Source organism: Demequina muriae (assembly GCF_030418295.1).
GTDB classification, from domain to species: domain Bacteria; phylum Actinomycetota; class Actinomycetes; order Actinomycetales; family Demequinaceae; genus Demequina; species Demequina muriae.
The window spans coordinates 604,503-628,197 of record NZ_JAUHQA010000001.1; the positions used below are offsets into that span (position 1 = coordinate 604,503).

The window sequence follows — 23,695 nt, forward strand, 5'->3', positions numbered from 1 at the left end:
TCATGACTGAGAACAGACTCGCCGCAGGCGACACCGCTCCCGACTTCACCGCTCCCACGGACCAGGGTTCGTTCACGCTCTCCGAGCACCGCGACCGCAAGGTCATCCTGTACTTCTACCCGGCCGCGATGACGCCGGGCTGCACCACTGAGGCCTGCGATTTCCGCGACTCCCTCGACGCCCTCAACGCCGCCGGCTACGAGGTCGTCGGCGTGTCCAAGGACGAGCCCGCGAAGCTGGCCGAGTTCCGCGAGCAGGAGGGGCTGACCTTCACGCTCGTGTCCGATCCGGACCGCGCTGTGCAGGATGCCTACGGCGCGTGGGGCATGAAGAAGCTGTACGGCAAGGAGGTCGAGGGCTCGATCCGCTCGACCGTGGTGATCGGCACCGATGGCACGGTCGAGCTCGCGCAGTACAACGTCAAGGCCACGGGCCACGTCGCGAAGCTGCGCCGGGACCTCGGGATCGACTGACGCTGCCCCTGGGCGATCGGGCGCGGGCGCGCTGCCCGCGTATCCTGGTGGCCGCGCGCGAGTGGCGGAATTGGCAGACGCGCTGGACTTAGGATCCAGTGTCTTAGGACGTGGGGGTTCAAGTCCCCCCTCGCGCACCACGAGAGCATGCCCCCACGCACGTGAGTGCGGCGGGAATGGCCGGGCGTGGCCCCGCTGGCGGGCACCCGGGCCGGGCTCGGCGCGGAGTCCCCGGCTACCCTCACATCATGGCGCCCGATGAGCGACAGCGAGCCCTGCTGGTCGAGCAGCAGGAGCGCATCCGCGCCCGCGTGGCGGAGCTCGAAGCGGAGATGGACGCCCTGACCCGTGCTCGCCGCGGCGAGTTCGACGACGACGAGCACGACCCCGAGGGAGCGACCCTGTCATCCCAGTGGTCGATGCTGGCCGGGCTGCTCGAGTCCGCCCGCGACGACGAGCGGCACGCCGCCGGTGCGGTCGAGCGTCTCGAGGCGGGCGAGTACGGCATCTGCGTGGCCTGTCAGCGCCCCATCCCGCCAGCGCAGCTCGAGGCGAGGCCCCTGCGGGAGCGCTGCGTGGCCTGCTCGGCCTGATCGCGCATACCTGATCGCGCACGTCGGGTGGGAACGCGAAGAGCCCCGGACCCATCAGGGTCCGGGGCTCTTCGGTACACGTCAGTGCGAGTGCTGCTCTTCCGACTGCTGCGCGGCGACGTCGGCACGGACCTTGTCCATGTCGAGGTCCTCGACGGCCTTGACCAGATTCTGCAGGTCAGGTCCCGCCAGCGCGCCGGCCTGGTTGTAGACCATGATGCCGTCGCGGAACGCCATCAGCGTGGGGATCGCAGTGATGCCGAACTGAGCACCGAGCGCCTGCTGGTCCTCGGTGTCGACCTTCGCGTGCGTGATCTCGGGCTTGTCATCGGAGGACTGCTCGAAGATCGGCGCGAAGCGCTTGCAGGGTCCACACCACTCAGCCCAGAAATCCACCAGGACGATGCCGTCCTTGGTGACAGTCTGCTCGAAGTTCTCGGTCGTCAATTCCACGGTTGCCATGGGGTTCCTTCCTCTGTCGATTCCCCGTACGCCCCCCGTAACGCGGCAACGCCGGGGGGTATTCCTGACCAGAATCCCACGCCTCGGCGCGCATGCGCACCATGCCACCCCGGCGCGGTAGAAAGGACTCATGACTGACATGGCAGAGATGCCCTCCGAGCCTTCGGGGTGGCTGTCCGAACGCGAGCTCCAGCACGTCCGCCGAGAGCTGCCGCTGCTGTACATCAACGCGGTCCCGGTGCGCGTCGACGCCGCCGGCGAGGTGAGCGAGGTCGGCCTGCTGCTGCGCGCCGACGACGATGCGATCTCGCGTGCCCTCGTCGCCGGCCGGGTGCTGTTCCACGAGACCGTGCGCGATGCGCTGATCCGCAACCTCGAGAAGGACCTGGGCTCCGTCGCGATGCCGCGCATCCCCATCTCGCCCACCCCGTTCGCGGTGGCCGAGTACTTTCCGACGGAGGGGTACGGGGCGTTCCATGACTCGCGGCAGCACGCGGTCGCGCTGGCATTCGTGGTGGCGGTCGATGGCTCGTGCGAGCCCAGCCAGAACGCGCTCGACATCGTATGGCTCAGCCCCGAGGAGGCCGCCAGCGACGACGTCGCGCGCGACATGACGGGCGGGCAGCACAGTCTGCTCAGGCGGGCGCTCGCCCACTGCGGCGTGCTGCGCTGAATACAGCGCCCCACCCAGGCGGCCGATGCGCGGGTGGGGGTGTGCGTCAGCGCTGCGGCTCGGCCAAGAAGGCGGCCACGTGCGGCGCCATGGCTCGGAAGGCCGCCCCTCGGTGGGACAGCGCGTTCTTACGCTCGGGCGACAGCTCCGCATTGGTGACGCTCTGGCCCTCTGCCACGAACGCGGGGTCGTAGCCGAACCCGCCCTCGCCGCGAGGTGCTCGTGCCACCGTGCCCTGCATGCGGCCCACCTCGACGAACTCGCGGCCATCGGGGGTCACGAACGCCGCGGCGCAGATGAACGACGCCGCCCGGTGCTCGTCGGGGACGTCCGCGATCTGGTCGAGCAGCAGCGCGAGGTTCGCGGCATCGTCGCCGTGGGATCCCGCCCATCGCGCGGAGAACACCCCGGGCGCCCCGCCCATGACGTCGACGGCGATCCCCGAATCGTCGGCGAGCGCCGGCAGACCCGTCGACGCGGCCAAGGCACGCGCCTTGATCAGCGCGTTGGTCTCGAAGGTGACGCCGTCCTCGACGGGCGACGGCGCATCGAGGTCCAGCGCCGAGGCGACGTCCTCGCGATGCACATGCGGCAGCAGCGGCGCGAGGATCGCCCAGATCTCGTCCACCTTGTGGGCGTTGCGTGTGGCGATCGCGAGGACGGCCATGTCAGCTCGCCGCCTTCTCAACGTCCAGCGCCTGCGCCTGCAGGCGAGCGAGGTCGGCGTTGCCAGCGGTCGCGAGCGCGAGCAGCTCGTCGAGCTCGGCCTTGCTGAAGGTCTTGCCCTCGGCGGTCCCCTGCACCTCCACGAAGCCGCCGTCGCCGGTCATCACCACGTTCATGTCCGTCTCGGCCCGCACGTCCTCCTCGTAAGGAAGGTCGAGCATCGGCGTGCCGTCGATGATGCCCACCGAGATCGCGGAGACGGAGCCTGACAGCGGCTGAGCGCCGGCCTTGATGGCGCCGTGCGCGCGGCCCCAGGCCACCGCATCGGCCAGTGCGACGTAGGCGCCGGTAATCGCCGCGGTGCGGGTGCCGCCGTCGGCCTGCAGCACGTCGCAGTCGAGCACGATGGTGTTCTCGCCCAGGGCCTTGACGTCGATCACGGCGCGCAGCGAACGGCCGATGAGCCGGCTGATCTCATGAGTGCGTCCGCCGATCTTGCCGCGCACCGACTCACGGTCGTTACGGGTGTTGGTCGAGCGGGGAAGCATCGCGTACTCGGCGGTGACCCATCCCTCGCCCGAGCCCTTCTTCCAGCGCGGAACGCCCGGGGTGAACGATGCGGCGCACAGCACGCGGGTGCCGCCGAACGTCACGAGGCACGAGCCCTCGGCGGAGTCGAGCCACGAGCGCTCGAACGTCACGGGGCGGAGCTGGTCAGGAGTGCGCCCATCGGCGCGGGTGAGGGAGGTCATGCCACGAGCCTAACGGCGTCGCGAGCGCGGTTCAGAAGCCGTGCACGTGGCCGGGCTTGGCGAGGCACGCGAGCGGCACATGCCGTCGCACTGCGGCGAGGGTGGGGTGAGGGTCCATCCACGACGCGATGTGCGTGACGATGAGCGCCTCGACGCCAGCCTCGGCCGCCATGCGCCCCAGTTGATCGCCGTTCATGTGCACGCCTTCGGGGTTGACCTCCCGGTGCGCCCATCCGGCCTCCCCCAGGATGATCGACGCGCGCGCCGCGAGCGCGTCCACCTCATCGCAGCGGTCGGTGTCGCCGGTGAACATCAGCCGCGAGTCGCCCACGGTCACGAGGTAGGCGAGCGCCGGCACGGGATGGCGGGCGCGCGCGGCCTCGATGACGAAGGGGCCGATGCGGGCTTCGTCACCGTGCGCGAGCGGGCGGTAGTCGTAGACGTCCATGTCGGAGCCGTCGGGGTCGCCGGCCACCTCTTCCACGCGCCGGTCGAGCCCCGGCGGGCCGAGCAGCGGGATGAGCGGCAGGCCCTCGTCACGCGCGGGGCCGTATCGACGCAGCACCGACAGCGCTCCCAGGTCCGCGCAGTGATCGGGGTGGCCGTGGGAGACGAGCACCCCGTCCACGCGTGCGGGATCGCAGTAGCGCTGCAGCGGGCCGATGGCCCCCGAGCCGAGGTCCATGATCACGCGCCACATGCGCCCCTCGTCGTCCTCCGCCTCGAGCAGGTAGCACGACGCCGGCGACTCGGGCCCGGCCGTGGACCCGGCGCACCCCACGATCGTGAGTCGCATGCTCATAGGCTCTCCACGCTCGTGACGACCGGGCCGAGGAACCGCTGGGCGAGCGCCTCGAACCGCTCCCGCTCCCCCGTCGCGGAGAAACGATGCACGGCCGCGGCGTCGCGGCTGCGCTCGAGGCCCGAGGCGGTAAGCGCCCGGTACACGTCGATCGCGGTCTCGGTGGCGGAGTCGACCAGGGTGACGTCGGGGCCCATCACGTAGCTGATTGCGCCCTGCAGCATCGGGTAGTGGGTGCAGCCGAGGATCAACGTGTCCACGTTCGCGTCCTGGAGCGGAGCCAGGTACTCGCGGGCGACGTCGATGACCTCGGGACCGGACGTGATGCCGTTCTCGACCAGCTCCACGAATCGGGGGCACGCCTGCGAGTGCACGGAGATGTCCGGCGCCGCCGCGAGCGCGTCGTCGTACGCCCCTGACGTGATGGTGGCCGTGGTGCCGATCACGCCGATGCGCCCGGACTTGGTGAGCGATGCCGCGCGCCGCACCGCGGGGACGATCACCTCGACCACCGGAACGCCGCGCTCGCGGGAGAACCGCTCGCGGGCATCGCGGAGCACGGCCGCTGAGGCCGTGTTGCATGCGATGACCAGCATCTTCACGCCGTCCGCGACCAGCGCGTCCATGATCGACAGCGCATGCTTGCGGACATCCGAGATCGGCAACGGTCCGTACGGGCCGTACTTGGTGTCCCCCACGTAGTGGATGGACTCGTGGGGCAGCTGGTCCATGATCGCGCGGGCGACCGTGAGACCTCCCACTCCCGAGTCGAACACCCCGATGGGCGCGTCACTCACCTGCATCCTCCTCCATCGCGAACTGCACCAGCGACTCCTGCAGCCATGTCAGCGCCTGATAGAGCATCCCGAGCCAGACCCGCTCGGGGTCCACGTCCAGGTCATCCTCGGCATCGGTGGCGAGCACGTGCGTCGCCAGGTCGATCTCCGCATGAAGGCGCTCGGCATCCTCGTCGCTCGCGAGCCGGAGTCGCGAGGCCAGCACCAGCCTCACGTCCGTCAGGGCGGCCGCCGTCGACATCGCGTCGGCGGGCGCGACGGCCCAGTCGGGGCCGTCCTCGCTCAGCTGCGCCCACATGGTCCGCAGGCGCGCGACCTTGAGGTCGCGCAGGTCGTGCTCGGTGAGGCGGCGGAACTCGTCCGCGACGTCGCGGTCGTCCTTCGATGCCGAAGGCAGCAGGCGGAGCACCGCGGGGTCGTCCGGCTCCGCCAGGGACTCCTCGAGACCGCGCAGGTGGCGGAAGATCTCGTCCGCCTCGTCGGCGCCCGCGTCACGGTCGATGGGCGAGTCCATGCCGAACTGCTCGCCCCCGAGCAGCAGCCCCACGTCGGCGACGATGCGCGCGATCACCATGCGCTCCTCGTCGTCGAGCTCCGCGACCGCGGCGCCCTCGCGCGCGGTGAAGCCCTTCACTCGCCGCTCCGCTGCAGGGTCGCCCACAGTCCGTAGCCATGCATGGCCTGCACGTCGACCTCCATCTTCTCGCGGCCGCCCGAGCTGACCACGGAGCGACCCTTCTCGTGTACCTCGCGCATGCGCGCCTCGGCGTCGTGGCGCGAGAACCCGAAGTACGTTTGGAACACGTGGGTGACGTAGCTCATGAGGTTGACGGGGTCATTCCACACGATGGTGACCCAGGCGTCGTCCGTGCGGGTCGCGACAGCGCCTTCGCGCTCGAGCTCCTCCTGCGTGGACACGGCTCCAGCCTAGGGCCGATGCGCGCGCGGGGTGGGGAGGCCGGGCGTCACCAGGGCGTGGTGCGCCTCGGGGTCAGTCGTCCCCGTCGTCGCTGCCGAACCGGCCGTCGATGATCTCCTTGCAGGCCGGGCACACCGGGAACTTGTTCGGGTCGCGGCCGGGAATCCACACCTTGCCGCACAGCGCGATCACAGGGTCGCCCGAGAGCGCGGACTCCATGATCTTCTCCTTGCGCACGTAGTGCGCGAAGCGCTCGGCATCGCCCGGCTCTGCCAGCTCGCGGGTGGTGACGCGCTCGATGGTCGCGGTGCCGCCCTGGGGGGCGCCGGGGTCCGACTGGGGGTCGAGGGTCTCGCTCATGCCGCCCATCCTACGACGCCGATGCGGGCTCGCACAGGCCTGGTCGCGGCCGTCCCGCAGTCAGGAGACCGCGGCCAGCAGGCGCCCGGCGCGGCGGTCGTACAGCGACCCCGCGGCGCGAACTCCGGCCACCGCTCCTGCCACGCCGAGCCCGACCCCGGCGACGAGGGCCAGCCAGCCCCACCGCGCATCGACTGTCAGCGAGAGCACGAACGCGACGGTCACGATCGGGAGCGCCGCGGCCATGGCGGCGCCCGACACCAGCTGTGCCACGAGGCTCGCGCCGACCGCGCCCACCTCGGCGCCGAACGGATTCTGACCCGGCTCGGGCGCGCGGTACGGCAGCAGCACCGACGTCACGGCCGAGATGCCCAGCGTGACGCCGAGAGCGCCCACGCACGCGCCGACGACTCCCGGGGCCGCCTCCCACAGCCCTGACCACGCAAGGACGGCGAGCGCGCCCGCCGCCACGAGCGGCACCGCCCAGACCAGCACCGCCTGGGTGCGCCCCGTCATGACTGCGCGGCCGACGCGTCCCGCGACGATGTCGAGGTGCAGCGCCGTCGAATCGTAGGCGACGTCGTTGTGGCGCCCCCAGCCGATCGAGGCGGCGAGCATGACGGGCGCGGCGAAACCCCACCGCTGGTCCAGGCCCAGCACGGGCAGCGCGAGCCCGAAGAACACCAGAGGAACCGCGACGACGCCGATGGCGCCCACGAGGTAACGGGGGTCGGTGCGCCAGTAGATGAGGGACCGCGCGCGGACGGCCGCCACGATGCCGTGCTCCCTCGAGCCCTGACGGGCGTCCAGGATGGCGTCCCCCCGGCGGCGCGTGCCCGCACCCCGGAATGTCGGGTGCACCAGGGTGTACGCGACATTCGCCTGCCAGGCGCGATGCACGATCGCCACCGTCGCCGCCAGCAGGGCGAGTCGCCACACGGCGCCTGCCACATCGCCCAGTGCCAGTGACCCGGGGGCGGCCATGCCGGCGCCGACGGGCGTGCGGCCCAGCCACTCGAGGACCACGGGAATCTCGTAGGCCAACGCCGCGTCGATGCCGTCGCGGAACGTGAGCCAGGCGGCGGGAGCGAACAGCGCGGCCGCCACCGCGAGCCCTCCGAGTGCACTCAGCCGCGCACGGCGCGACGACAGCAGCCGCCCGGACCACGCCACCGCCACGCGAGCGGCCACGACCATCAGCGCCACCGTGAGCAGCCCGCCCACGGAGGCCACTGTCACCGCCGCCCAGCCCTCGTACCGCCACGACCGCGCCAGGATCAGGAAGACCGCGACGAAGAACATGGTGGGCAGGGTCAGCACGGCGGCAATGGTGAGGCCCGGCATCAGGCGCCGTGCCTCCACCCCGAGGCTGGCGAACCGGCCCGGGTCGAGGGTGTCCTCCAGTCCGGTGACGAGCAGCGGCACCACGACCCAGCCAGCGACGCACACGGCGGCGAAGCCGACCAGCAGCGTCGCGCGCACGTCGGAGGTCTCGGTCGACAGGTAGCGCTGCACCCAGAACGTCGCGGGGATCAGCGACAGCGACCACACCGCGCCGCCGACCAGCAGCAGCGCGCGCCACCATTCCCGCCGGAGCTGGTGGCGCACCACGCGGGCCTTGAGCCCTAGGACTGCCGCAACCACGTCAAGTCCCGCGCATCGGTCTCGCCGCCGACGAGCCCGACGAATCGCTCCTCGAGGTCCATTCCGCCACGGACGTCATCGACGGTGCCCGCCGCAAGGATGCGGCCGCCGCCCACCACCGCGACGTGATCGCACAGTCGCTCGACCAAGGCCATCACGTGCGACGACAGCACCACGGTGCCACCGGTATCCACGAACGCGCGCAGGATGCGCCGAATCGCGCCGGCGCTGACGGGGTCGACGGCCTCGAACGGCTCGTCGAGGACCAGCACTCGGGGCGCGTGGACCAGCGCGCACGCCAGCCCGATCTTCTTGGTCATGCCCGCGGAGAAGTCGGTCACGAGGGTCGAGCCGGCGGACCCCAGGTCGAGCGCCGCCAGCAGATCGTCGCGACGCTCTCTCACCACGTCCCTGGGCATGCCGCGCAGCAGGCCCGCGTAGCTGATCAGCTCGGCTCCCGTGAGGCGGTCGAAGGTGTGCAGGCCGTCGGGCAGGACGCCGATCATGGGCTTCGCCTCGTCGGGACGCGACCAGAGGTCGATCCCGTGCACGGACACTGCTCCCGCATCGGGCTCGAGCAGTCCCGTCGCCATCGACAGCGTGGTGGTCTTGCCTGCGCCGTTGGGCCCGACGACTCCGTAGAAGGTGTGGGTGGGGATGTCGAGGTCGATGCCGTCCACCGCAAGGGTCGCCCCGAACCGCTTGGTCAGGCCGCGCAGCGAGAGGGCCGTGGCCCGCGCATCGGTGCCCGTCATGCGGGGTTCAGCACGAGATAGGCGGTGTAGCCGAGCCACAGCGCCACGAACACCGCCCCCTCGAGCCGGTTGATGCGACCGTTGCGCCGCAGCCGGAATCCGAAGGCGAGCAGCAGCACCGTCATGAGCATCACCATCGGGATGTCGCGGTACAGCAGGTCCGTCCCCACGGCCGCAGGAGCGATCAGGCCCGCGACGCCGACGACGCCGAGCGTGTTGAAGAGGTTGGAGCCGATGATGTTGCCCAGCGCAAGGTCGTTCTCGCCCTTGCGCGCGGCCGCCAACGAGGATGCCAGCTCCGGTGCGGAGGTGCCGACGGCGACCACGGTCAGGCCGATGACGAGGTCCGACCAGCCGAGCTCCTGAGCGATCTCCGTCGCACCCCACACCAGCAGGCGGGAGGACAGGACCAGCAGCACCAGGCCCACCAGCAGCCAGATCCATGCGGCCTTGCGCGACAGTCCGCGCGCATCGGTCTCCTGGTCCACGTCGTGGGCGTAGTCCCCGTCGGTCTCCTGCTTGGACTGCATCACCGACCAGGTGAGCAGGACGATGAGGAGCAGCACTAGCACCGCGGCGTCGCCGCGCGACAGCTCGCCGTCGCTCAGCAGCAGCCACGCGACCAGGGTCACCACGATCAGCAGCGGCATCTCCTTGCGCAGGATGCCGCGCTTGACGATGATCGGCAGCGTGATGGCCGTCACGCCGAGGATCAGGCCGATGTTCGCGATGTTGGAGCCGAAGGCGTTGCCGAGCGCGATCTCCGGGGTGCCCTGCGCGGCGGCGAAGGACGACACCACGATCTCAGGCGCGGACGTGCCGAATCCGATCACGATCATGCCGATCAGCAGGGGTGCCATCCCCAGGAACCGCGCGACGGTCGCCGCGCCCATCACGAACTTCTCGGCGCTCCACGCAAGGATGGCGAGTCCGACCAGGGTGGCGATGACGGGGGCGACCATGGGCACGAGAGTACCTGCGCTCTCACATTCCCTGGTGTGAGATCCCCCGCGCGGGGGTGTGACAGTCAACCTACGGTCGCGTAGGGTAAGGCCATCAGTCCGACGAGTCCCCACTCGAGCTCGGCACCCACGCCGTACCGACGACCCCCCTCTGGAGAGGCATGACGCAAACGCCGCGCAAAGCGACCGCCCCGATGCCCAGCAACCCCATCACGCACCGCTTCGCAGAGATCGCTGCGACCGTCCGCGACACCGGGCTCCTCGCCCGCGCGTATGGCTTCTACGCGATGTTCGGCGCTGGCCTGGCGCTCGCCCTGGGTGGAGTCATCACCGCCTTCATCCTCGTGGGTGACTCGTGGTGGCAGCTGGTCGTGGCCGCCGCACTCGGCCTCGTCCTCACGCAGGTCGCGTTCCTCGGCCACGAGGCCTCGCACCGCGCGGTGTTCGTCTCCGGGCCCGCCAACGACCGCCTCGGACGCATCCTCAGCACGATCATCGTCGGCATCAGCCACCAGTGGTGGATGTCCAAGCACTCGCGCCACCACGCGAACCCGAACAAGCGTGGTTCCGACCCTGACATCGAGCAGGACACGATCACGTTCGTGGAGGAGGACGCGGCCAAGACCAAGGGCGTCATCCGCTGGATCAACCAGCGCCAGGGGTGGCTGTTCTTCCCGCTCCTCACGTTCGAAGGCCTGAACCTGCACTACCGGTCCGTGGCCTCGCTGATCACGCAGGGCTCGCGTCGCCAGCGCTGGATGGAGCTGCCGATGATCGCGCTCCACTTCGGCCTCTACCTGGTGCCGCTGTTCCTCATGCTGCCGCTGGGCATGGCCTTCGCGTTCATCGGCGTGCAGATGGCCGTCTTCGGCGTCTACATGGGAGCCTCGTTCGCCCCCAACCACAAGGGCATGATGATCGTCCCCGACGACGTCAAGATGGACTTCTTCTCCAAGCAGGTGCTCACCAGCCGCAACATCCGCGGCGGCTGGGGCATGAACATCTTCATGGGCGGGCTCAACTACCAGATCGAGCACCACCTCTTCCCCAACATGTCGCGCCCCAACCTCGCCGCCACCCGCACCATCGTGCGCGAGTACTGCGAGCAGCACGACGTCCCGTACACGGAGACCTCGCTGCTCGAGTCGTACGGCATCGTCATCGCGTACCTCAACCGCGTGGGGCTGGCCGCTCGCGACCCGTTCGACTGCCCCGAGCGCACTGCGATGGGCCGCTAGCCCCTTCTGGGTCGGCACCGCCTCACTGCAGCACCGCCTCACCGCCTCACCGCAGCACCACAGCACCACCTCACGGTGGAGCCGTGCCTGCGGCCGCCTCTGTCACCACCGAGCGAGAAGTGCCCCGTCTGCGCGACGGCCCCGGACACGCCAGTGGGGCCGATGCGCGGAGGAGGATTCGCGCATCGGCCCCACTGAGCCGGGTCAGCTCAGGTCAGGTCGGGGGGTGTCCCCCGAGACCGCCGTCGCAGGAGCGCGTCGTCGCGCCACGAGGGCGGCGCCGACGGCCACGAGCACGAGCGCCGCAAGCGCGCTGAGGTAGATGGACAGTCCTACGCCCGTGACCGACAACCCGTCATCGGATCCGTCCGGGCCCGCGCCGCCGTCCTCACTGTCCACGTCACCGCCGTCGGTGCCGCCATCTCCGCCACCGCCGCCGTCGCCACCAGCGCCGTCCCCACCACTGCCCGCCGTGAGCCATGCGGCGCCGTAGACCGAGAAGTGACTCGTGGAGAACCGCAGCTCGCCGTCCACCTGGGCACTGGGCAGCGTCGTCACGACCAGGTCGTCGTCGACCGTCACCACCACCAGCGTGGCGAGTGTGGCCTCGTCAGGGATCGGCAGGTAGACGTCGACCTCGCCCGTGGGCTGCACCGGCTCGCCGTCCACCTCCAGCGTGATGTCGTACAGCACGGCGCCACCGTCCGGCATGGAACCGTGCAGCGCGCCGTAGGCGGGCCCCGACTCCAGCAGGGTCACGACCGCGACCGTGCCCTCCGCAAGGGTGTCCGTGGTCCCCACGACTCTCACGCCGGTGGCCTCGTCGACCAGCTCGACGATGCTGGCCGCGGGCTCACTCACGGTCACCTCGAAGGTGGCCTCGGCAGTGACCCCGCCTTGGGTGTAGGCGAGCGTGACCGTCTGCGCCCCCACCTGCGAGGAGTCGAATCCGGTGACCGCGAGTGCCCCCGTGGGCACGGCTTCCGTGGCACCGTCGGCAAAGACGGCAGTAGCCTCCAGACCGTCGAGGTCGAGCGCATCGCCCTGCTCGTAGGCAGTGCGCGTGGGCTCGGCATCGATGCGCAGCGACTCCAGCGCGCTGTGGACTTGGGCGACACCGATCCACGACAGCACGGGCAGCTGAGTGCCCGAGGCCAGTGCCGAGGACACCGTGACCTCACCGGCCTCCTCCACCACGACCTGGATGGTCTCCGTCACGGCTGCGGAGCCTGACAGCTCCACCACCGCTCCGTCCGTGGTCGCACCATCGACCGTCACGGAGGGCTGAATGAACCTATTCATGCCCCACCACTCGCGGTAGCCGAGCGACACGTCATACGTCCCCGGCTCGAGGCCGAAGGCGTAGTCGATGCTGTCGCCGCCCGTGCCGCCCAGCCACCAACCGGTGGTGGACGTCTTGTCGTACGGCCCGGCGACGGCGCCCTTCGCCCCCACGTACGGCGCACCCGCACCGATGGGCTGCACCAGGCCCCAGCCGTCCTGCGCTGAGTACGGCTGGTCGGGAACCTCGTTGAGGAGCGACTCGCCGAGCAGGTCCACCATCGCCGCGTGCGCGGGCGAGTCAGTGGTCACGCTCGTGTCCGCACTGACGTAGCCCGCCGCGTCCACGAAGTACCGCAGCGACGCCGGCACCACCTCGACGTTCATCGTGACCACCGTGGTGCCCGCCTGACCGGTGACGGTCGCCGTGTCATACGGCGTCTGCACGGCCGATGCGGGCAACGCCTGCCAGTCGACCGGCACCTCGGAGACGTCTCCGCTGCTCGTCGCCAACCCGATCGTGTCTGGCAGGTCCGGCAGCACTCCGACGGGAGTGGCGATCCGGTAGTCCGACAAGGGCACGGAGGGCACCTCGACCAGAGCGTCCAACGCGTCCTGGAGCTGCGCGGCCGCATCATCGACCTCGCCCTGTGTCGCCTCGGGATCGTCGTGCACCTCCAGCGCGGCCAGCGCGACCGTGCGCAGCGCGAACCAGGATTCGGCGGTGTAGTCCGTGACGGAGGTGCCGCCTGCCTGGTCCAGGAGCGCGGCCAGCGTGCTGCGGTCCACGGGCTCCGTGGCCTCGTCCACCGTGTGCACTCCCAGCCAGCTCATGACGGGCGCCTCCGTGCCGCCGTTGCTGGCGACCGTGTAGGTGACGACAGTGTCGTGATCGAGAGAGAACTCGGCCCCCAACGTGGCCTGCGCTCCCGCGTTCTCGGCAGGGAACGCATATGTGCCCGCGTCGACGGTCACCTCCTCGCCCCCGGCGTCGGTGAAGCTCACGGTGGCGGCGCCGTTGCGAGAGGTGCCCGCTCCGGCGTTCCACCACTCGTGGTGCCCGGACGCGATCGCGTAGTCGCCCGCGGGCAGGGTCACGCGGTACGCCAATGGCGTGCCGGTGCCCGCCGTGTAGGCGCCCACCGTGGAGAACTTGTCGTAGGGCGGCGTGGCCACCCAGCCCTTGGTGGTGTAGGTCGCGGCGGCTCCCCAGCCCGTCGCCTCGCTGAAGGCGCCATCTGCCGCCTCGTTGAGAAGGGCGTCGCCCGCATCGGCCACCAGGGCGCCGATCGCGGGGTACGCCACCGCAGCCGGCGTGCCTGAGCCGGTGCCGCCGATGTCGATGAAGTAGCGCGCGCCGTGCGGCACCACCTCGACATACGCGGTCACGGTGAGGCTCGGATTGGCCGTGAACGTGCCCGTCACGGCCGCCATACGGTACGGAGTGTCGAAACCGTCGGTCGGCACCATCCACTCCACCTGCGCGTCGATCGAGGTGCCAGTGGCACTCGTCGCGGCAAGGGTCTCGGGCAGGGCCGGGGTCTCGCCCGCGAAGACGGCCAGCCGCTCGAGGGACTCATCGACGGAGACGGGGGTCTGCTCCGGAGGCACGGTCACGGGGTCGCCGCCGGTGAGGATGTCCACGCCATCCACCGTGTAGGTGCCCGACACCACGCGCACGTCGAGCGTGTGGCCATCCGACTCGGTCAGTCCGCGCACCCAGTAGGTGGCCTGACGGGAGCCGGAGCTCGGGATCGCCAGGGTGGTCTCGGGACCGCCGTCCACGGACACCGCGATGGTCGCCGCGGATGAGCCGCCGAACAGCGTCAGCCCGGACCCCTCGAACGCGAGCGCCACGGAGTCACCCGCGCCCAATCGGTGCACGGTGCGGTTGAGCTCCGAGTAGCCGACCTGCGCGAACTCCGCGCCGTCGTACTCGAAGATCGCGGTCGAGTCGTCATGCTTGACCGACTCCCAGGCCATACCCTCGACCGGGGTGATCTCGAGGTTGTCGAACTGGGTCTCGTAGAAGCCCGACCCGAGAGACACGCGGCCCGACAGCATCGGCACTCCCGAGGTGTCGGAGTACACGGCGAGCTCCTCGCCGTCGATCGACACGACCATCGTGTTGTCGCGAGCGGACAGGCTGAGACGGTGCCATGTGGTCGGGTCCATCATGAACAGCGATCCGGAGTCCACCACGGTGGTGAGGCGGCGCAGCTCCCAGTCGCCGTCGACGTACAGCCGCAGCGAGTAGAAGCCGTTCGCGTGGTCGGGAGCTCGATGCTGGCGCACGCCGACGGACGCATAGTTGTCGAACGACCCGTCACGGGTGAGGGAGTCGAACTTCACGTCGACGGACGCGGTGTAGTTGGCCCACGAGTGGTCGCCGACGATGGTGTACGGGCTCGCCGTTGACATCACCGCCGGGTCGCCGTTGCCCCACACGTTCCAGGTGAAGGGGCGGTTGTCCGCGTGGATCTTCTGACGCAGGACGTTCCCGTTCTCGGCGTCGGCATCCGCCACCACCTCGAACGCGCCCTCCTGGTCGGCGAAGTAGCGCGGGTTGCCGCTGCGGCGCTCGACGTACGTCATTTCCTCCCCGCCGATGGTGGCGGTCGGGTAGCCGTCGTACTCGAAGTCGTCCGTGTACGGCAGTGCCATCGTGTCGTGCGACTTCGGCGACTCGTACTGGCCGGGCACGTACGCCTCCGTGTCGCCCCCGAGGCCGTTGGCCAGGGTGGAGACGGTGAGGATCGAGTACGGCTGGACGGTCACCTGGTACACCTCGTGGTCGACGCCGTCGATCGACTCGGTGCGGACGGGCTCGATCGACCCCGTGGGCTGGAAGTGGCGAGAGTCGACCGCATCGCCCTGCTCCTCCGGGCCGATGGTCTCCCACAGGTGCAGCGGGCGCCCCTCCTCCTCGGACAGGTTCGCCACCTTGACCTCGAAGTGCCGCGTGGTCGCGGTGTTGTTGGCGTGAACCTGGGTGAACTCCGGCTCGCCGGCGTCCTCGGCCGGGCTCCGCAGCGTCAGGTAGCTGCGCGTTCCGGTGTCGACGTTGGTGCCGCCGTCGCCCAGGCTGCCGTTCGCCAACGATGCGCCCTCGATGTACTCCCACCCGGTGTCGATGAACTGGTGGAAGTGGCGCACCGTGCTGATCCCGATCCCGCCTTCGTAGTAGCCGGACCAGGGATCCGATGCCTGGACCAAGGATTTGGGCGTGTAGCGCACTCCCTCGTACATCGCGGAGCTCGCCGGCTGGAACAGGAACGCGGTCATGTGCGCGGGGTTGGACCCGGCTCCCGACCACCGGTAGGCGCCGATGAACCGGTCTGCGATGTCAGCGGCAGAGGTCGTGCCTCCCACTCCGCCGCGGGCGGGGTCGCCGAGGATCCGGTACTGCGGCTCGATCATGGGCGCGATGCCCTCGGAGTAGAGGATCTCCATCCCGAACTCCTTGTTCAGGCGCGTGAGGTTGGTGCCGCCCTCGAGCGTGTAGTGGTACCCGATGGCATCGATCCAGTCCACCGCGTCCGCGTGGTTGATCACTCGCGTCGCCACGTTCTCGCCGTTGCGGTACGAGTCGAGGGCGACGATCTTGATGTCCGCGTAGTCGTAGCGCGCGTCCGCCGCGCCCGCCTCGTCCGCGATGCGCTTCGCGAACCACACGGTCCAGTCGAGCTCGTCGCTCATGTAGGCGTTGGACACCTCGTTCTGAGCAGGGCTGAAGTAGTCGAACTCGATCCCGAACACGTCGTACGCGGCCTCGATCGTCTCGAGGTACCAGTCGTAGCGCAGCTCGTAGTCGCCGTTCGTCCACGACGGCTCGGCCCAGCGCAGGGCCTCGAGCTTGATGTCGGGGTTGATGCTGAGCGCATCGGCTGCGAAGTGGAATCCTGCGCCGCGCAGCACGTCTGCGGGCTCGTCCGCCGAGCGCTTGGTCGCCGGCTCGGTGCCCGATGACGTATCCACGTCGCCGCCCAGCTCGAGCTTGATGTGGTTGAGGCCCGCTCCGGTGTCAGGGTCGAACAGGGACTCCATGATCGCCCAGTAGACGTCGGGGTGCTCCTCCTTGTAGTCCAGCAGCAGGTTGGAGGTGTTGTTCGCGGACACGGCGCCGAATCCACCGAAGTGGTTGAACGCCGCGCCGTCCCCATCGCGTTCGACGTCCTCGCCATCGACGATGATCTCGCTCCAGTCGATCGAGGGCCCACCCACGATCGCAGGAACGCCCATCATCTCGATCTCGGGGATCTCGAGCCATGAGCCGTTCACCTCGAAGGTGAGGCGAATGCCGGCGGCGTCCACCGGCGCGAACTCGAGCACGGATGGTTCGTCGTTGGTCACGGGGCCGAACTGCGCCGGCTCCGCGGCGCGCCACGTGTCATCGGCAGGGTCGAGATATTCGACCCCGACGTCGTCGATCTGGCCCTCGGTGTTGGTGAACTCGACGGTGTCGACCTCCCACGCGCTGGCGAACTCGGCCGTGAAGCTGACCTCGGCAGGGCGGGTGGCCTGGGATGCCCACGTGCCCCACATCGTCGAGGTGTCGCCGTCGCATGCCTGTGCGGGGGGCAGCGTCTCGTACTGCGTCTGGTGCGTGGAGGCCGAGACCGTCGTGCCGGGGGCGACGCACACGTTGACAGGCTCCGCCGGGGGCACCTCGGTTCCGAGCACCGCGATCTCGCCGATCTTCAGGTACGACCCGTTGGTGTCGAACGTGACGCGCAGACCGGTGGCGTCCACGGGATCGATGTCGAGCTGCTGGCTCTCCCCCGTCACCACCGCGCCGAAGGTGGCGGGCGTGACGTCGCGCCACGTGCCGTCGGCGGGGTCTCGGTACTCGATGCTGCCGCCGTCGATGGTGCCCTCGTTGTTGGTGAACGCCACGCGCTCCACGCTCCAGGGGCGGGTGAACGAGGCGGTGAAGGTCGCCTGATCGGGCCGTTGGCCCTCCGACGCCCACGTCGACCACGGAGTACTGGTGTCGCCGTCGCATGCGTTCGCGGCGGGCAGCGTCTCGTACTGGGTCTGGTGGAAGGAGTCGCTCACCGTGGTGCCCGGCTGCGTGCACACGTTGAGCGGTCCCTCCACCACGAGCGTGGCCTGCACCATGCGTCCGGCCAGAGGCCCGTCATTCACGTGGCCGCTGAGCGCGTGGGTGCCCGCGCCGGCGAACGCGGCATCGAGGTCAGCCTCGCTCCACGCGGCCGTGACGCCGGTGATCGTCTCGCCCCCCACCTCGATCGAGAACTCCGGGTCGAAGCTGTCGCGATCGTCGAGGTGAGCGGTCAGCTCGACCTCGGGAAGCGAGCGGAACAGGGTGGCGTTGGTCGGGTCCCACTCCCCCACGTTCTCGATGCTGATGCTGCCGCTGTCCGAGTCGACCTGGATGGGCGCCCAGACGTAGCGCGACCCCTGGCCCGCGGATCCGGTGCTCGGGTCGACGGCCCAGCGGTCACCCATGTACGCGTAGTGGCCGGCCTCGGCGTCGAGAGTGACGACGAAGGTGGGCTGGGAGTCGAAGCACTCCGCGGGGCTCGCGGTGCCCACTCCGGTGCGCGACGGATCTCCCACGCACGGGTTGGCGGGGTCGAGCCGCTCCCACTGACCGGTGGCGGGATGGCCGTTGTCGTCGCCGACCACCGCCTCGGTGGGGGTGATCATCGAGCGCGAGCGATACGCCACCACAGGCGTCGATGCCCAGCCGTCGGTGCCCGACGTGATCATGTAGTACCAGTCGTCGTGCTTGAAGACGCTCGAGGCCTCGCGCGAGAAGTCGGGCAGCACGCGCGTGGAGAAGTCCTCGCCGAGAACGGCGTCCGTCCCCTCCTCGAGAGGGCCCGTGTAGTCCGCGTTGAGGCGCGACACGTACATCCACTTGTTCATCTCGGAGGAGTAGACGGCATAGGCGTCGTCCGATGCGGGGTCGACGGTGTGGACGCCCGCATCCTGGAACACGGTCATGTCGCGCGCGTCGCCTTCGCGCCCGCTCGGCGGCACGCCTTCTGAGTAGTTCATCTTGGTCGTGTTCACGAGCTTGAACGGGCCCCACGGGGTGTCCGACGTGGCGAACCCCATCTCCGCGCGCGAGTATCGCGAACCGATCTCGCGGTCGGCGGGGTCCCCGCCCTCCTCGACCCATCGGATCAGGTCGGCACTCGTGGCCAGCGGACCATCGGCGTGATAAATGATCACGAACTTCTGGGTCTTCGCATTCCAGAGCATCTTGGGACGCTCCATGATGTTGATGTTGCCGTTGAGTCGATACGAGGCGTGGGCGAGCGCCTGCTCGTCGTATGTCGCCGCGATGCCCGCGGCCTCGTCCGCCCATGTCTCGACGTACGGCTGCACGAACGCGCGCGCCTCGTCGATCTGGTCCTGGGTCGACTCCGCGTCGGGCGCGGTCTTGTTCGCCGTGGTCTTGATCTCGTCGACCCTCGCCTGGTCCACCTCGACGCGGGTGCCGTCCTCGCTCACGTCGAGCGTGAAGAACTGGTGGCTCGGGAGCACTCGCCCCATGTCGTTCCACGTGGTGAGGTCAGTCGACCAGTAGCCGCGCACCCCGTCCACGGGCCGGGTCGCGTTGGTCTTGTCCTCGCCGTACCAGAGCCACACGTCCTGGCCCTGGGTGCCGTCGCCCGTGATGTCCAGGCCCACGTCGGACTCGGACACCTGCACGACGGAACCGCCGTGGGCCGCAACCGCGTCGCCGTCCGTATCGAGCCACGGCGTGCCGTCGGGCGCGGGGATGTGGCCTGGCGACGCGGCCTGCGCGGGGCTCGCACCCACGCCGGACACTGCGGTCAGGGTGCCGAGGATGAGGGCCATCACGATGGCGAAGGCGGCGAGGCCCCGCGACCTCGAAGGGCGGGCCACGATGGCAGGGACGTGAGTGAGCACGAGTTCTCCTTTGAATTCGTCAGCTCGCCGCGCATGTTCGTTTATGTTCGTTTAATGGTGCATTAAGCGCGGCTTTGCACGACATTAACTAGTCGTGCTTGACTCGTCAAGAGATGTGCACGTCGAAACGATCTGTCGTGCGATTCCGATGCGCACCTCTGTTCCCGCCCACCCCTCACCCGAAGGGACGCACGCCGAGATGACCGCACCATTCGATGCGCACCACTACGACGTGGCGCCCTGGGAGTTCTGGGAGCACGCCACGGAGGAGGAGGTCGCTGAGCAGCTCTCCCTGCAGCGCGCCTTCCTCGATCGGCATCCGCACTGCTCGCTGGGAGACCAGTGCTTCATCTCCCCCCTGGCCGCCGTGCAGCCGGGCACGATCCACGTGGGCGACCGCACCACGATCGCCGCTCGAGCGCACCTCGACGGCGACGTGACCATCGGCGCAGACTGCTCCGTCAACGTCGACTGCGCCGTGCGCGGTCGCGTTCGCATCGGCGACTCCACCCGCGTGGGCGCTCGCACCTCGATCGTCGGCTTCAATCACGGATTCGACGCGGAGCCCGAGGTGTTCCGTCAGCCCCACACGAGCCGCGGCATCCTCATCGGCACCGACGTGTGGATCGGCGCGGGCGTGACGATCGTGGACGGCGTGACGGTGGGCGACAAGGCCGTGATCGGCGCCGGCGCTGTGGTGACCAGGGACGTGCCGGCCGGCGCCATCGCCGTCGGAAACCCTGCGCGCGTGACGCGCTGGCGGGTGCCGCCCGCACACGATGCCTCCCTCGCGACTGCGCTGCGGAACCTCGGGACAGCGGCGGCGCGCGACCTGCCGGACATCCTGGCTGAGGCCTGGAACCCCGATGCAGGCGGCGGGCTGTTCAGCGACGCCCCCGGCTCGCCGCCCAGCCTGCGCGCCCAGTGCGACGCGATCGAGCTGTCCACGGCCCTCCTGAGTCAGGTGCCACCACAGCGCACCCTCGAGGGACACCGCGCCCTGCTCGAGTCGCTGCAGGACCCCACCACCGGACTGTTCCACGAGTGCGCCCCCGATGGCACGGTCGGCGACCGCTCGCTAACGTTCGCCGACCCTGACGCGAGCTACACGGTGCTCGCGGCCGGCTACGCACTGCGACTGCTCGGCGCGGGGCCCCCTCACGGCTTCGCCCACGTCAGCCAGGCGGACGCCGCCGCGATGGTCGCCCTCCTCGACTCGCTCCCCTGGCGCGGTGACGCGTGGACCGCGGGACACCAGGTCGACGCCCTCGGAACGTCCCTCCTGTGGGACTGGGACCGTCCCGACTCAGGGGCTCGCGCCCACCTGCGCACACTGCTCGGCTGGCTGGTCGGTGCGGCATCCCCCGAGACCGGGATGTGGGGGGCGCCCAGCGAGGATGGCGACCTCCTCGACGTGGTCAACGGCTACTACCGGACCACGCGCGGCACCTTTGCCCAGTTCGGCGTGGCCCCGCCTCACTCCGCACGCGTCGTGGACACGGTGCTCACGCATGCGCGGTCCGCGCGGCGCTTCTCGCCGTCGCGACAGAACGCCTGCAACGTGCTCGACGTGCTCCACCCCCTGTGGCTCGTTCGTCGCTCCACCCGGCATCGATCGACAGAGGTGGACGAGGTCGCGCTGCGACTGCTGCAGGACGCGATCACGCATTACGTGCCCGGTGAGGGCTTCCCGTTCGCGGCGAGCGATGCCGAGGGCGCGACCTCCGATCAGCGCCGGCCAGGCCTCCAGGGCACAGAGATGTGGCTCAGCATCGTCTGGTATGCCGCAGACCTGCTGGGCCTGTCAGGCCACCTGCCGTACGAGCCCCGGGGCGTGCATCGGCCCTCTCCCGCGCTCGCCTTGACGCGCTTCTGACGGCCGCGCCCCCGCTCGCGGTCAGCGGTCCACCCGGGCGCCGCCGCCTCCCGCGAGCTTGAACACGTCTGCGGCCGAGGCCATCGAGGTGTCGCCCGGCGTCGTCATCGCCAAGGCGCCGTGCGCGGCACCCCACTCCACCGCGGTCCGCAGGCCCTCGCCCGCGAGCAGTCCAGCGATGAGTCCAGACGCGAACGAGTCACCCCCTCCCACGCGGTCGAAGATCTCCAGATCGGGCCGGTGCGTCGCGTGCACGATCCCGCTCTCGCGAGACCATGCGAGGGCGCCCCAGTCGTTGATGGTGGCGCTGCGCACCGTGCGCATCGTGGTGGCGACCACCGCGAAGTTCGGGTACTGACGGGTGACCTCGGCGATCATCGCCTCGAAGCCGCTCACGTCGAGTTCGTCGAGCGACGCGTCGACGCCAGGGACCTCGAAACCCAGCGCGGCGGTGAAGTCCTCCTCGTTTCCGAGCATCACGTCGACGAGCGGCGCGATGCGTCGGTTGACCTCCTGAGCACGCTCGCGACCGCCCACCGCCTTCCACAGGCTCGGGCGATAGTTGAGGTCGTACGAGACCACGACCGAGTGCCGGCGCGCCGCCTCCAGCGCAGCCACGACGGTGTCAGCCGCGGTGTCGGACAGCGCGGCGAAGATCCCGCCGGTGTGCAGCCACCGCACTCCCGACGAGAACAGCGCGTCCCAGTCCACCTCGTCCGCCGCCAGCAGCGATGCGGCCGTGTGACCACGGTCCGAGACACCCACCGCTCCGCGCACGCCGAAGCCGCGCTCCGTGAAGTTGAGCCCGTTGCGGGCGGCGCGACCCACGCCGTCGAAGTCTCGCCACCGAATCCACGAGGCGTCGACGCCGCCCGCCATGATCAGTCCCTCGACGAGCCGTCCGACCTCGTTGTCCACGAGCGACGTCACGACCGCCGCGCGGTGGCCGAACACGCGGGCCAGCCCGCGTGCGACGTTGTACTCGCCGCCGCCCTCGTAGGCGTCGAAGCTGCGCGCGGTGCGCACTCGGCCCTGGCCGGGGTCGAGCCTCAGCATCACCTCACCGAGGGACACCACGTCGTAGGCGCACTCCTGCGCGGGGCGCACTGCCAGATCCTTCGCCATCACTCCTCCTTCGTCGCCGCCGACACCGCCGCCGCGACCTGTCGTCGAATCTCTTCGCCATCGCCGTTCCGGAGCGCCTCCCGGGGCACCATCCACGAGCCTCCGACCGCGCTGACGGCGGGAATCGCGAGGTACTGGGCCACGTCATCGGCGCCGATGCCCCCGGTCGGGACGAACGAGACCCCCGCGAACGGCGCGGCGAGCGCACGAATCGCGGCGGGGCCTCCCGAGGTGCTCGCCGGGAAGAACTTGACCGTGGTCACGCCAGCCGTGAGCGCGGCCTGCACTTCCGTCGCCGTCACGGCACCGGGCAGCGCGGCCACACCCCGCTCGTGGCAGCGCGCGATGACCTCGGCCGAGGTGCCAGGGCTGACGATGTACTGCGCCCCGGCGTCGACCGCACGGTCCACCTGGTCCACGGTGAGGACGGTGCCCGCCCCCACCAGCAGGTCGCCGCGTGCCGCGAGCGTCGCGATGGCGTCCAGGGCCCCGGGAGTCCGGAGGGTGACCTCCGCCACCGGCAGCCCGCCACCCACCAGACCGTCGCCGAGCAGCGTTGCCGCGGACGGGTCCTCGATGACGATCACGGGCACCAGCCGATGCCGGGCGAGCTCCGCGAGGACGGGGTGGCCCGCCGCGCTCATCGCGCCAGCCATCCGCCGTCAACCGGAATGGTCGCACCGTTGATGTATGCACCCGCTCGCGAGGCGAGCAGGACGACGGCGCCCTGCAGATCCTCGGGTACTCCCCACCGGGCGGCAGGAATGCGCGCAAGAATCGACGCCGAGCGCTCGGCATCGGCCCGCAGGGGCGCCGTGTTGTCCGTGGCCATGTATCCGGGCGCGATCGCGTTGACGGTGATCCCGCTCGCGGCCCACTCGTTCGCGAAGGCGCGCGTCAGCCCCATCACCCCGTGCTTGGAGGCGGTGTAGGACGGGACGTTGATGCCGCCCTGATACGACAGCATCGACGCGATGTTCACGATCGACCCGCGACCGGCCTCGGCCATGCCCGCGGCGGCGGCCTGCGACAGGTGGAAGACGGCGTCGAGGTTCACGCGCATCACGTCATCCCAGTCCTGAGCGGAGTGCTCGAGCGCGGGCGCCCGGCGAATGATGCCGGCGTTGTTGACCAGGACGTCGAGCGAGCCGAGTTCGGCCACCACCGATGCGACCACTGCCCGGAGGTCACTCGGCGAGGCCTCCAGGAAGTCGCACGCGACGGGCATGGCGCGTCTGCCCAAAGCCGTGACCTCCTCGGCCACCTCGGGAGCGCCCGAGCGGTCGAGGAGGGCGATGTCCGCACCGGCCTCCGCCAGCGCGAGGGCGAGGCCGCGACCGAGGCCGCGACCTGCCCCCGTGACGAGCGCGACCGTGCCGTCCAGACGGAACGAGTCGAGGATCATCAT

At 70.1% G+C, this 23,695-nt stretch carries 20 protein-coding genes and 1 tRNA gene; 6 read left to right on the top strand and 15 right to left on the bottom strand.

Annotation, left to right across the window (positions count from 1 at the left end; translation table 11 throughout):
* Positions 1 to 2 precede the first annotated feature (2 nt).
* From bcp to QQX02_RS02780, 3 genes are all read left to right on the top strand, one after another.
* Positions 3 to 473 (top strand): thioredoxin-dependent thiol peroxidase, encoded by a 471-nt coding sequence (bcp, locus tag QQX02_RS02770; RefSeq protein WP_301141072.1) that lies wholly within the window; start codon positions 3 to 5, stop codon positions 471 to 473.
* Positions 474 to 528: 55 nt separating this feature from the next.
* Positions 529 to 613, top strand: a tRNA-Leu gene (locus QQX02_RS02775).
* Positions 614 to 721: 108 nt separating this feature from the next.
* The gene (locus QQX02_RS02780) at positions 722 to 1,066 is read left to right on the top strand and encodes a TraR/DksA family transcriptional regulator (RefSeq protein ID WP_301141073.1); all 345 of its coding nucleotides are present in this window, start codon (positions 722 to 724) and stop codon (positions 1,064 to 1,066) included.
* 81 nt (positions 1,067 to 1,147) lie between these two features.
* Here the strand turns inward: QQX02_RS02780 and trxA are convergent, their stop codons facing one another.
* A complete protein-coding gene (gene trxA / locus QQX02_RS02785; protein ID WP_062135530.1) occupies positions 1,148 to 1,528 on the bottom strand; it encodes a thioredoxin in 381 nt (126 codons plus the stop codon).
* Between the two features lie 130 nt (positions 1,529 to 1,658).
* Between trxA and QQX02_RS02790 the strand changes: the two genes are divergently transcribed.
* Positions 1,659 to 2,201, top strand: a complete 543-nt coding sequence (locus tag QQX02_RS02790; protein WP_301141074.1) for a DUF4916 domain-containing protein — start codon at positions 1,659 to 1,661, stop codon at positions 2,199 to 2,201.
* A 46-nt stretch (positions 2,202 to 2,247) separates the two neighbouring features.
* Here QQX02_RS02790 and rdgB read toward each other — a convergent pair whose 3' ends face one another.
* From rdgB to QQX02_RS02840, 10 genes are all read right to left on the bottom strand, one after another.
* Entirely contained in the window at positions 2,248 to 2,868 is a 621-nt protein-coding gene (gene rdgB / locus QQX02_RS02795; RefSeq protein ID WP_301141075.1) for an RdgB/HAM1 family non-canonical purine NTP pyrophosphatase, read from the bottom strand.
* 1 nt (position 2,869) lies between these two features.
* Positions 2,870 to 3,619: a ribonuclease PH gene (gene rph / locus QQX02_RS02800; RefSeq protein WP_301141077.1), complete on the bottom strand. Its 750-nt coding sequence runs from the start codon at positions 3,617 to 3,619 to the stop codon at positions 2,870 to 2,872.
* Positions 3,620 to 3,650: 31 nt separating this feature from the next.
* Positions 3,651 to 4,421 (bottom strand): MBL fold metallo-hydrolase, encoded by a 771-nt coding sequence (locus QQX02_RS02805; RefSeq protein WP_301141078.1) that lies wholly within the window; start codon positions 4,419 to 4,421, stop codon positions 3,651 to 3,653.
* A complete protein-coding gene (gene murI, locus QQX02_RS02810) occupies positions 4,418 to 5,224 on the bottom strand; it encodes a glutamate racemase (RefSeq protein WP_301141080.1) in 807 nt (268 codons plus the stop codon). The genes QQX02_RS02805 and murI overlap by 4 nt, the downstream gene beginning before the upstream one ends.
* Entirely contained in the window at positions 5,211 to 5,852 is a 642-nt protein-coding gene (locus QQX02_RS02815; RefSeq protein ID WP_301141083.1) for a DUF2017 family protein, read from the bottom strand. Before QQX02_RS02815 ends, murI begins: the two co-directional genes overlap by 14 nt.
* Entirely contained in the window at positions 5,849 to 6,136 is a 288-nt protein-coding gene (clpS, locus tag QQX02_RS02820) for an ATP-dependent Clp protease adapter ClpS (protein ID WP_301141084.1), read from the bottom strand. The genes QQX02_RS02815 and clpS overlap by 4 nt, the downstream gene beginning before the upstream one ends.
* Positions 6,137 to 6,209: 73 nt before the next feature.
* The gene (locus tag QQX02_RS02825; RefSeq protein WP_301141085.1) at positions 6,210 to 6,497 is read right to left on the bottom strand and encodes a DUF3039 domain-containing protein; all 288 of its coding nucleotides are present in this window, start codon (positions 6,495 to 6,497) and stop codon (positions 6,210 to 6,212) included.
* 60 nt (positions 6,498 to 6,557) lie between these two features.
* Complete coding sequence (locus QQX02_RS02830; protein ID WP_301141086.1) at positions 6,558 to 8,141, bottom strand: hypothetical protein; 1,584 nt, start codon at positions 8,139 to 8,141, stop codon at positions 6,558 to 6,560.
* Entirely contained in the window at positions 8,123 to 8,896 is a 774-nt protein-coding gene (locus QQX02_RS02835) for an ABC transporter ATP-binding protein (protein WP_301141087.1), read from the bottom strand. The genes QQX02_RS02830 and QQX02_RS02835 overlap by 19 nt, the downstream gene beginning before the upstream one ends.
* Positions 8,893 to 9,858 carry a calcium/sodium antiporter gene (locus tag QQX02_RS02840; RefSeq protein WP_301141088.1) on the bottom strand — a complete coding sequence of 322 codons (966 nt, stop codon included), beginning with the start codon at positions 9,856 to 9,858 and terminating at the stop codon, positions 8,893 to 8,895. The genes QQX02_RS02835 and QQX02_RS02840 overlap by 4 nt, the downstream gene beginning before the upstream one ends.
* Positions 9,859 to 10,019: 161 nt before the next feature.
* On the opposite strand from QQX02_RS02840, the gene QQX02_RS02845 reads away from it, so the two are divergent.
* Positions 10,020 to 11,096 (top strand): fatty acid desaturase family protein, encoded by a 1,077-nt coding sequence (locus tag QQX02_RS02845; protein WP_301141089.1) that lies wholly within the window; start codon positions 10,020 to 10,022, stop codon positions 11,094 to 11,096.
* 204 nt (positions 11,097 to 11,300) lie between these two features.
* Here QQX02_RS02845 and QQX02_RS02850 read toward each other — a convergent pair whose 3' ends face one another.
* Positions 11,301 to 19,286, bottom strand: a complete 7,986-nt coding sequence (locus QQX02_RS02850) for a bacterial Ig-like domain-containing protein (protein WP_301141091.1) — start codon at positions 19,284 to 19,286, stop codon at positions 11,301 to 11,303.
* A gap of 199 nt (positions 19,287 to 19,485) precedes the next feature.
* On the opposite strand from QQX02_RS02850, the gene QQX02_RS13400 reads away from it, so the two are divergent.
* Positions 19,486 to 21,162 (top strand): acyltransferase, encoded by a 1,677-nt coding sequence (locus tag QQX02_RS13400; RefSeq protein ID WP_367304225.1) that lies wholly within the window; start codon positions 19,486 to 19,488, stop codon positions 21,160 to 21,162.
* 21 nt (positions 21,163 to 21,183) lie between these two features.
* Here the strand turns inward: QQX02_RS13400 and QQX02_RS02860 are convergent, their stop codons facing one another.
* From QQX02_RS02860 to kduD, 3 genes are read right to left on the bottom strand one after another with little or no spacing between them, the layout of a single operon-like run.
* Positions 21,184 to 22,287: a sugar kinase gene (locus tag QQX02_RS02860; RefSeq protein WP_301141092.1), complete on the bottom strand. Its 1,104-nt coding sequence runs from the start codon at positions 22,285 to 22,287 to the stop codon at positions 21,184 to 21,186.
* The gene (locus QQX02_RS02865) at positions 22,287 to 22,931 is read right to left on the bottom strand and encodes a bifunctional 4-hydroxy-2-oxoglutarate aldolase/2-dehydro-3-deoxy-phosphogluconate aldolase (RefSeq protein WP_301141093.1); all 645 of its coding nucleotides are present in this window, start codon (positions 22,929 to 22,931) and stop codon (positions 22,287 to 22,289) included. The genes QQX02_RS02860 and QQX02_RS02865 overlap by 1 nt, the downstream gene beginning before the upstream one ends.
* A complete protein-coding gene (gene kduD / locus QQX02_RS02870; protein WP_301141094.1) occupies positions 22,928 to 23,692 on the bottom strand; it encodes a 2-dehydro-3-deoxy-D-gluconate 5-dehydrogenase KduD in 765 nt (254 codons plus the stop codon). Before kduD ends, QQX02_RS02865 begins: the two co-directional genes overlap by 4 nt.
* Positions 23,693 to 23,695 lie beyond the last annotated feature (3 nt).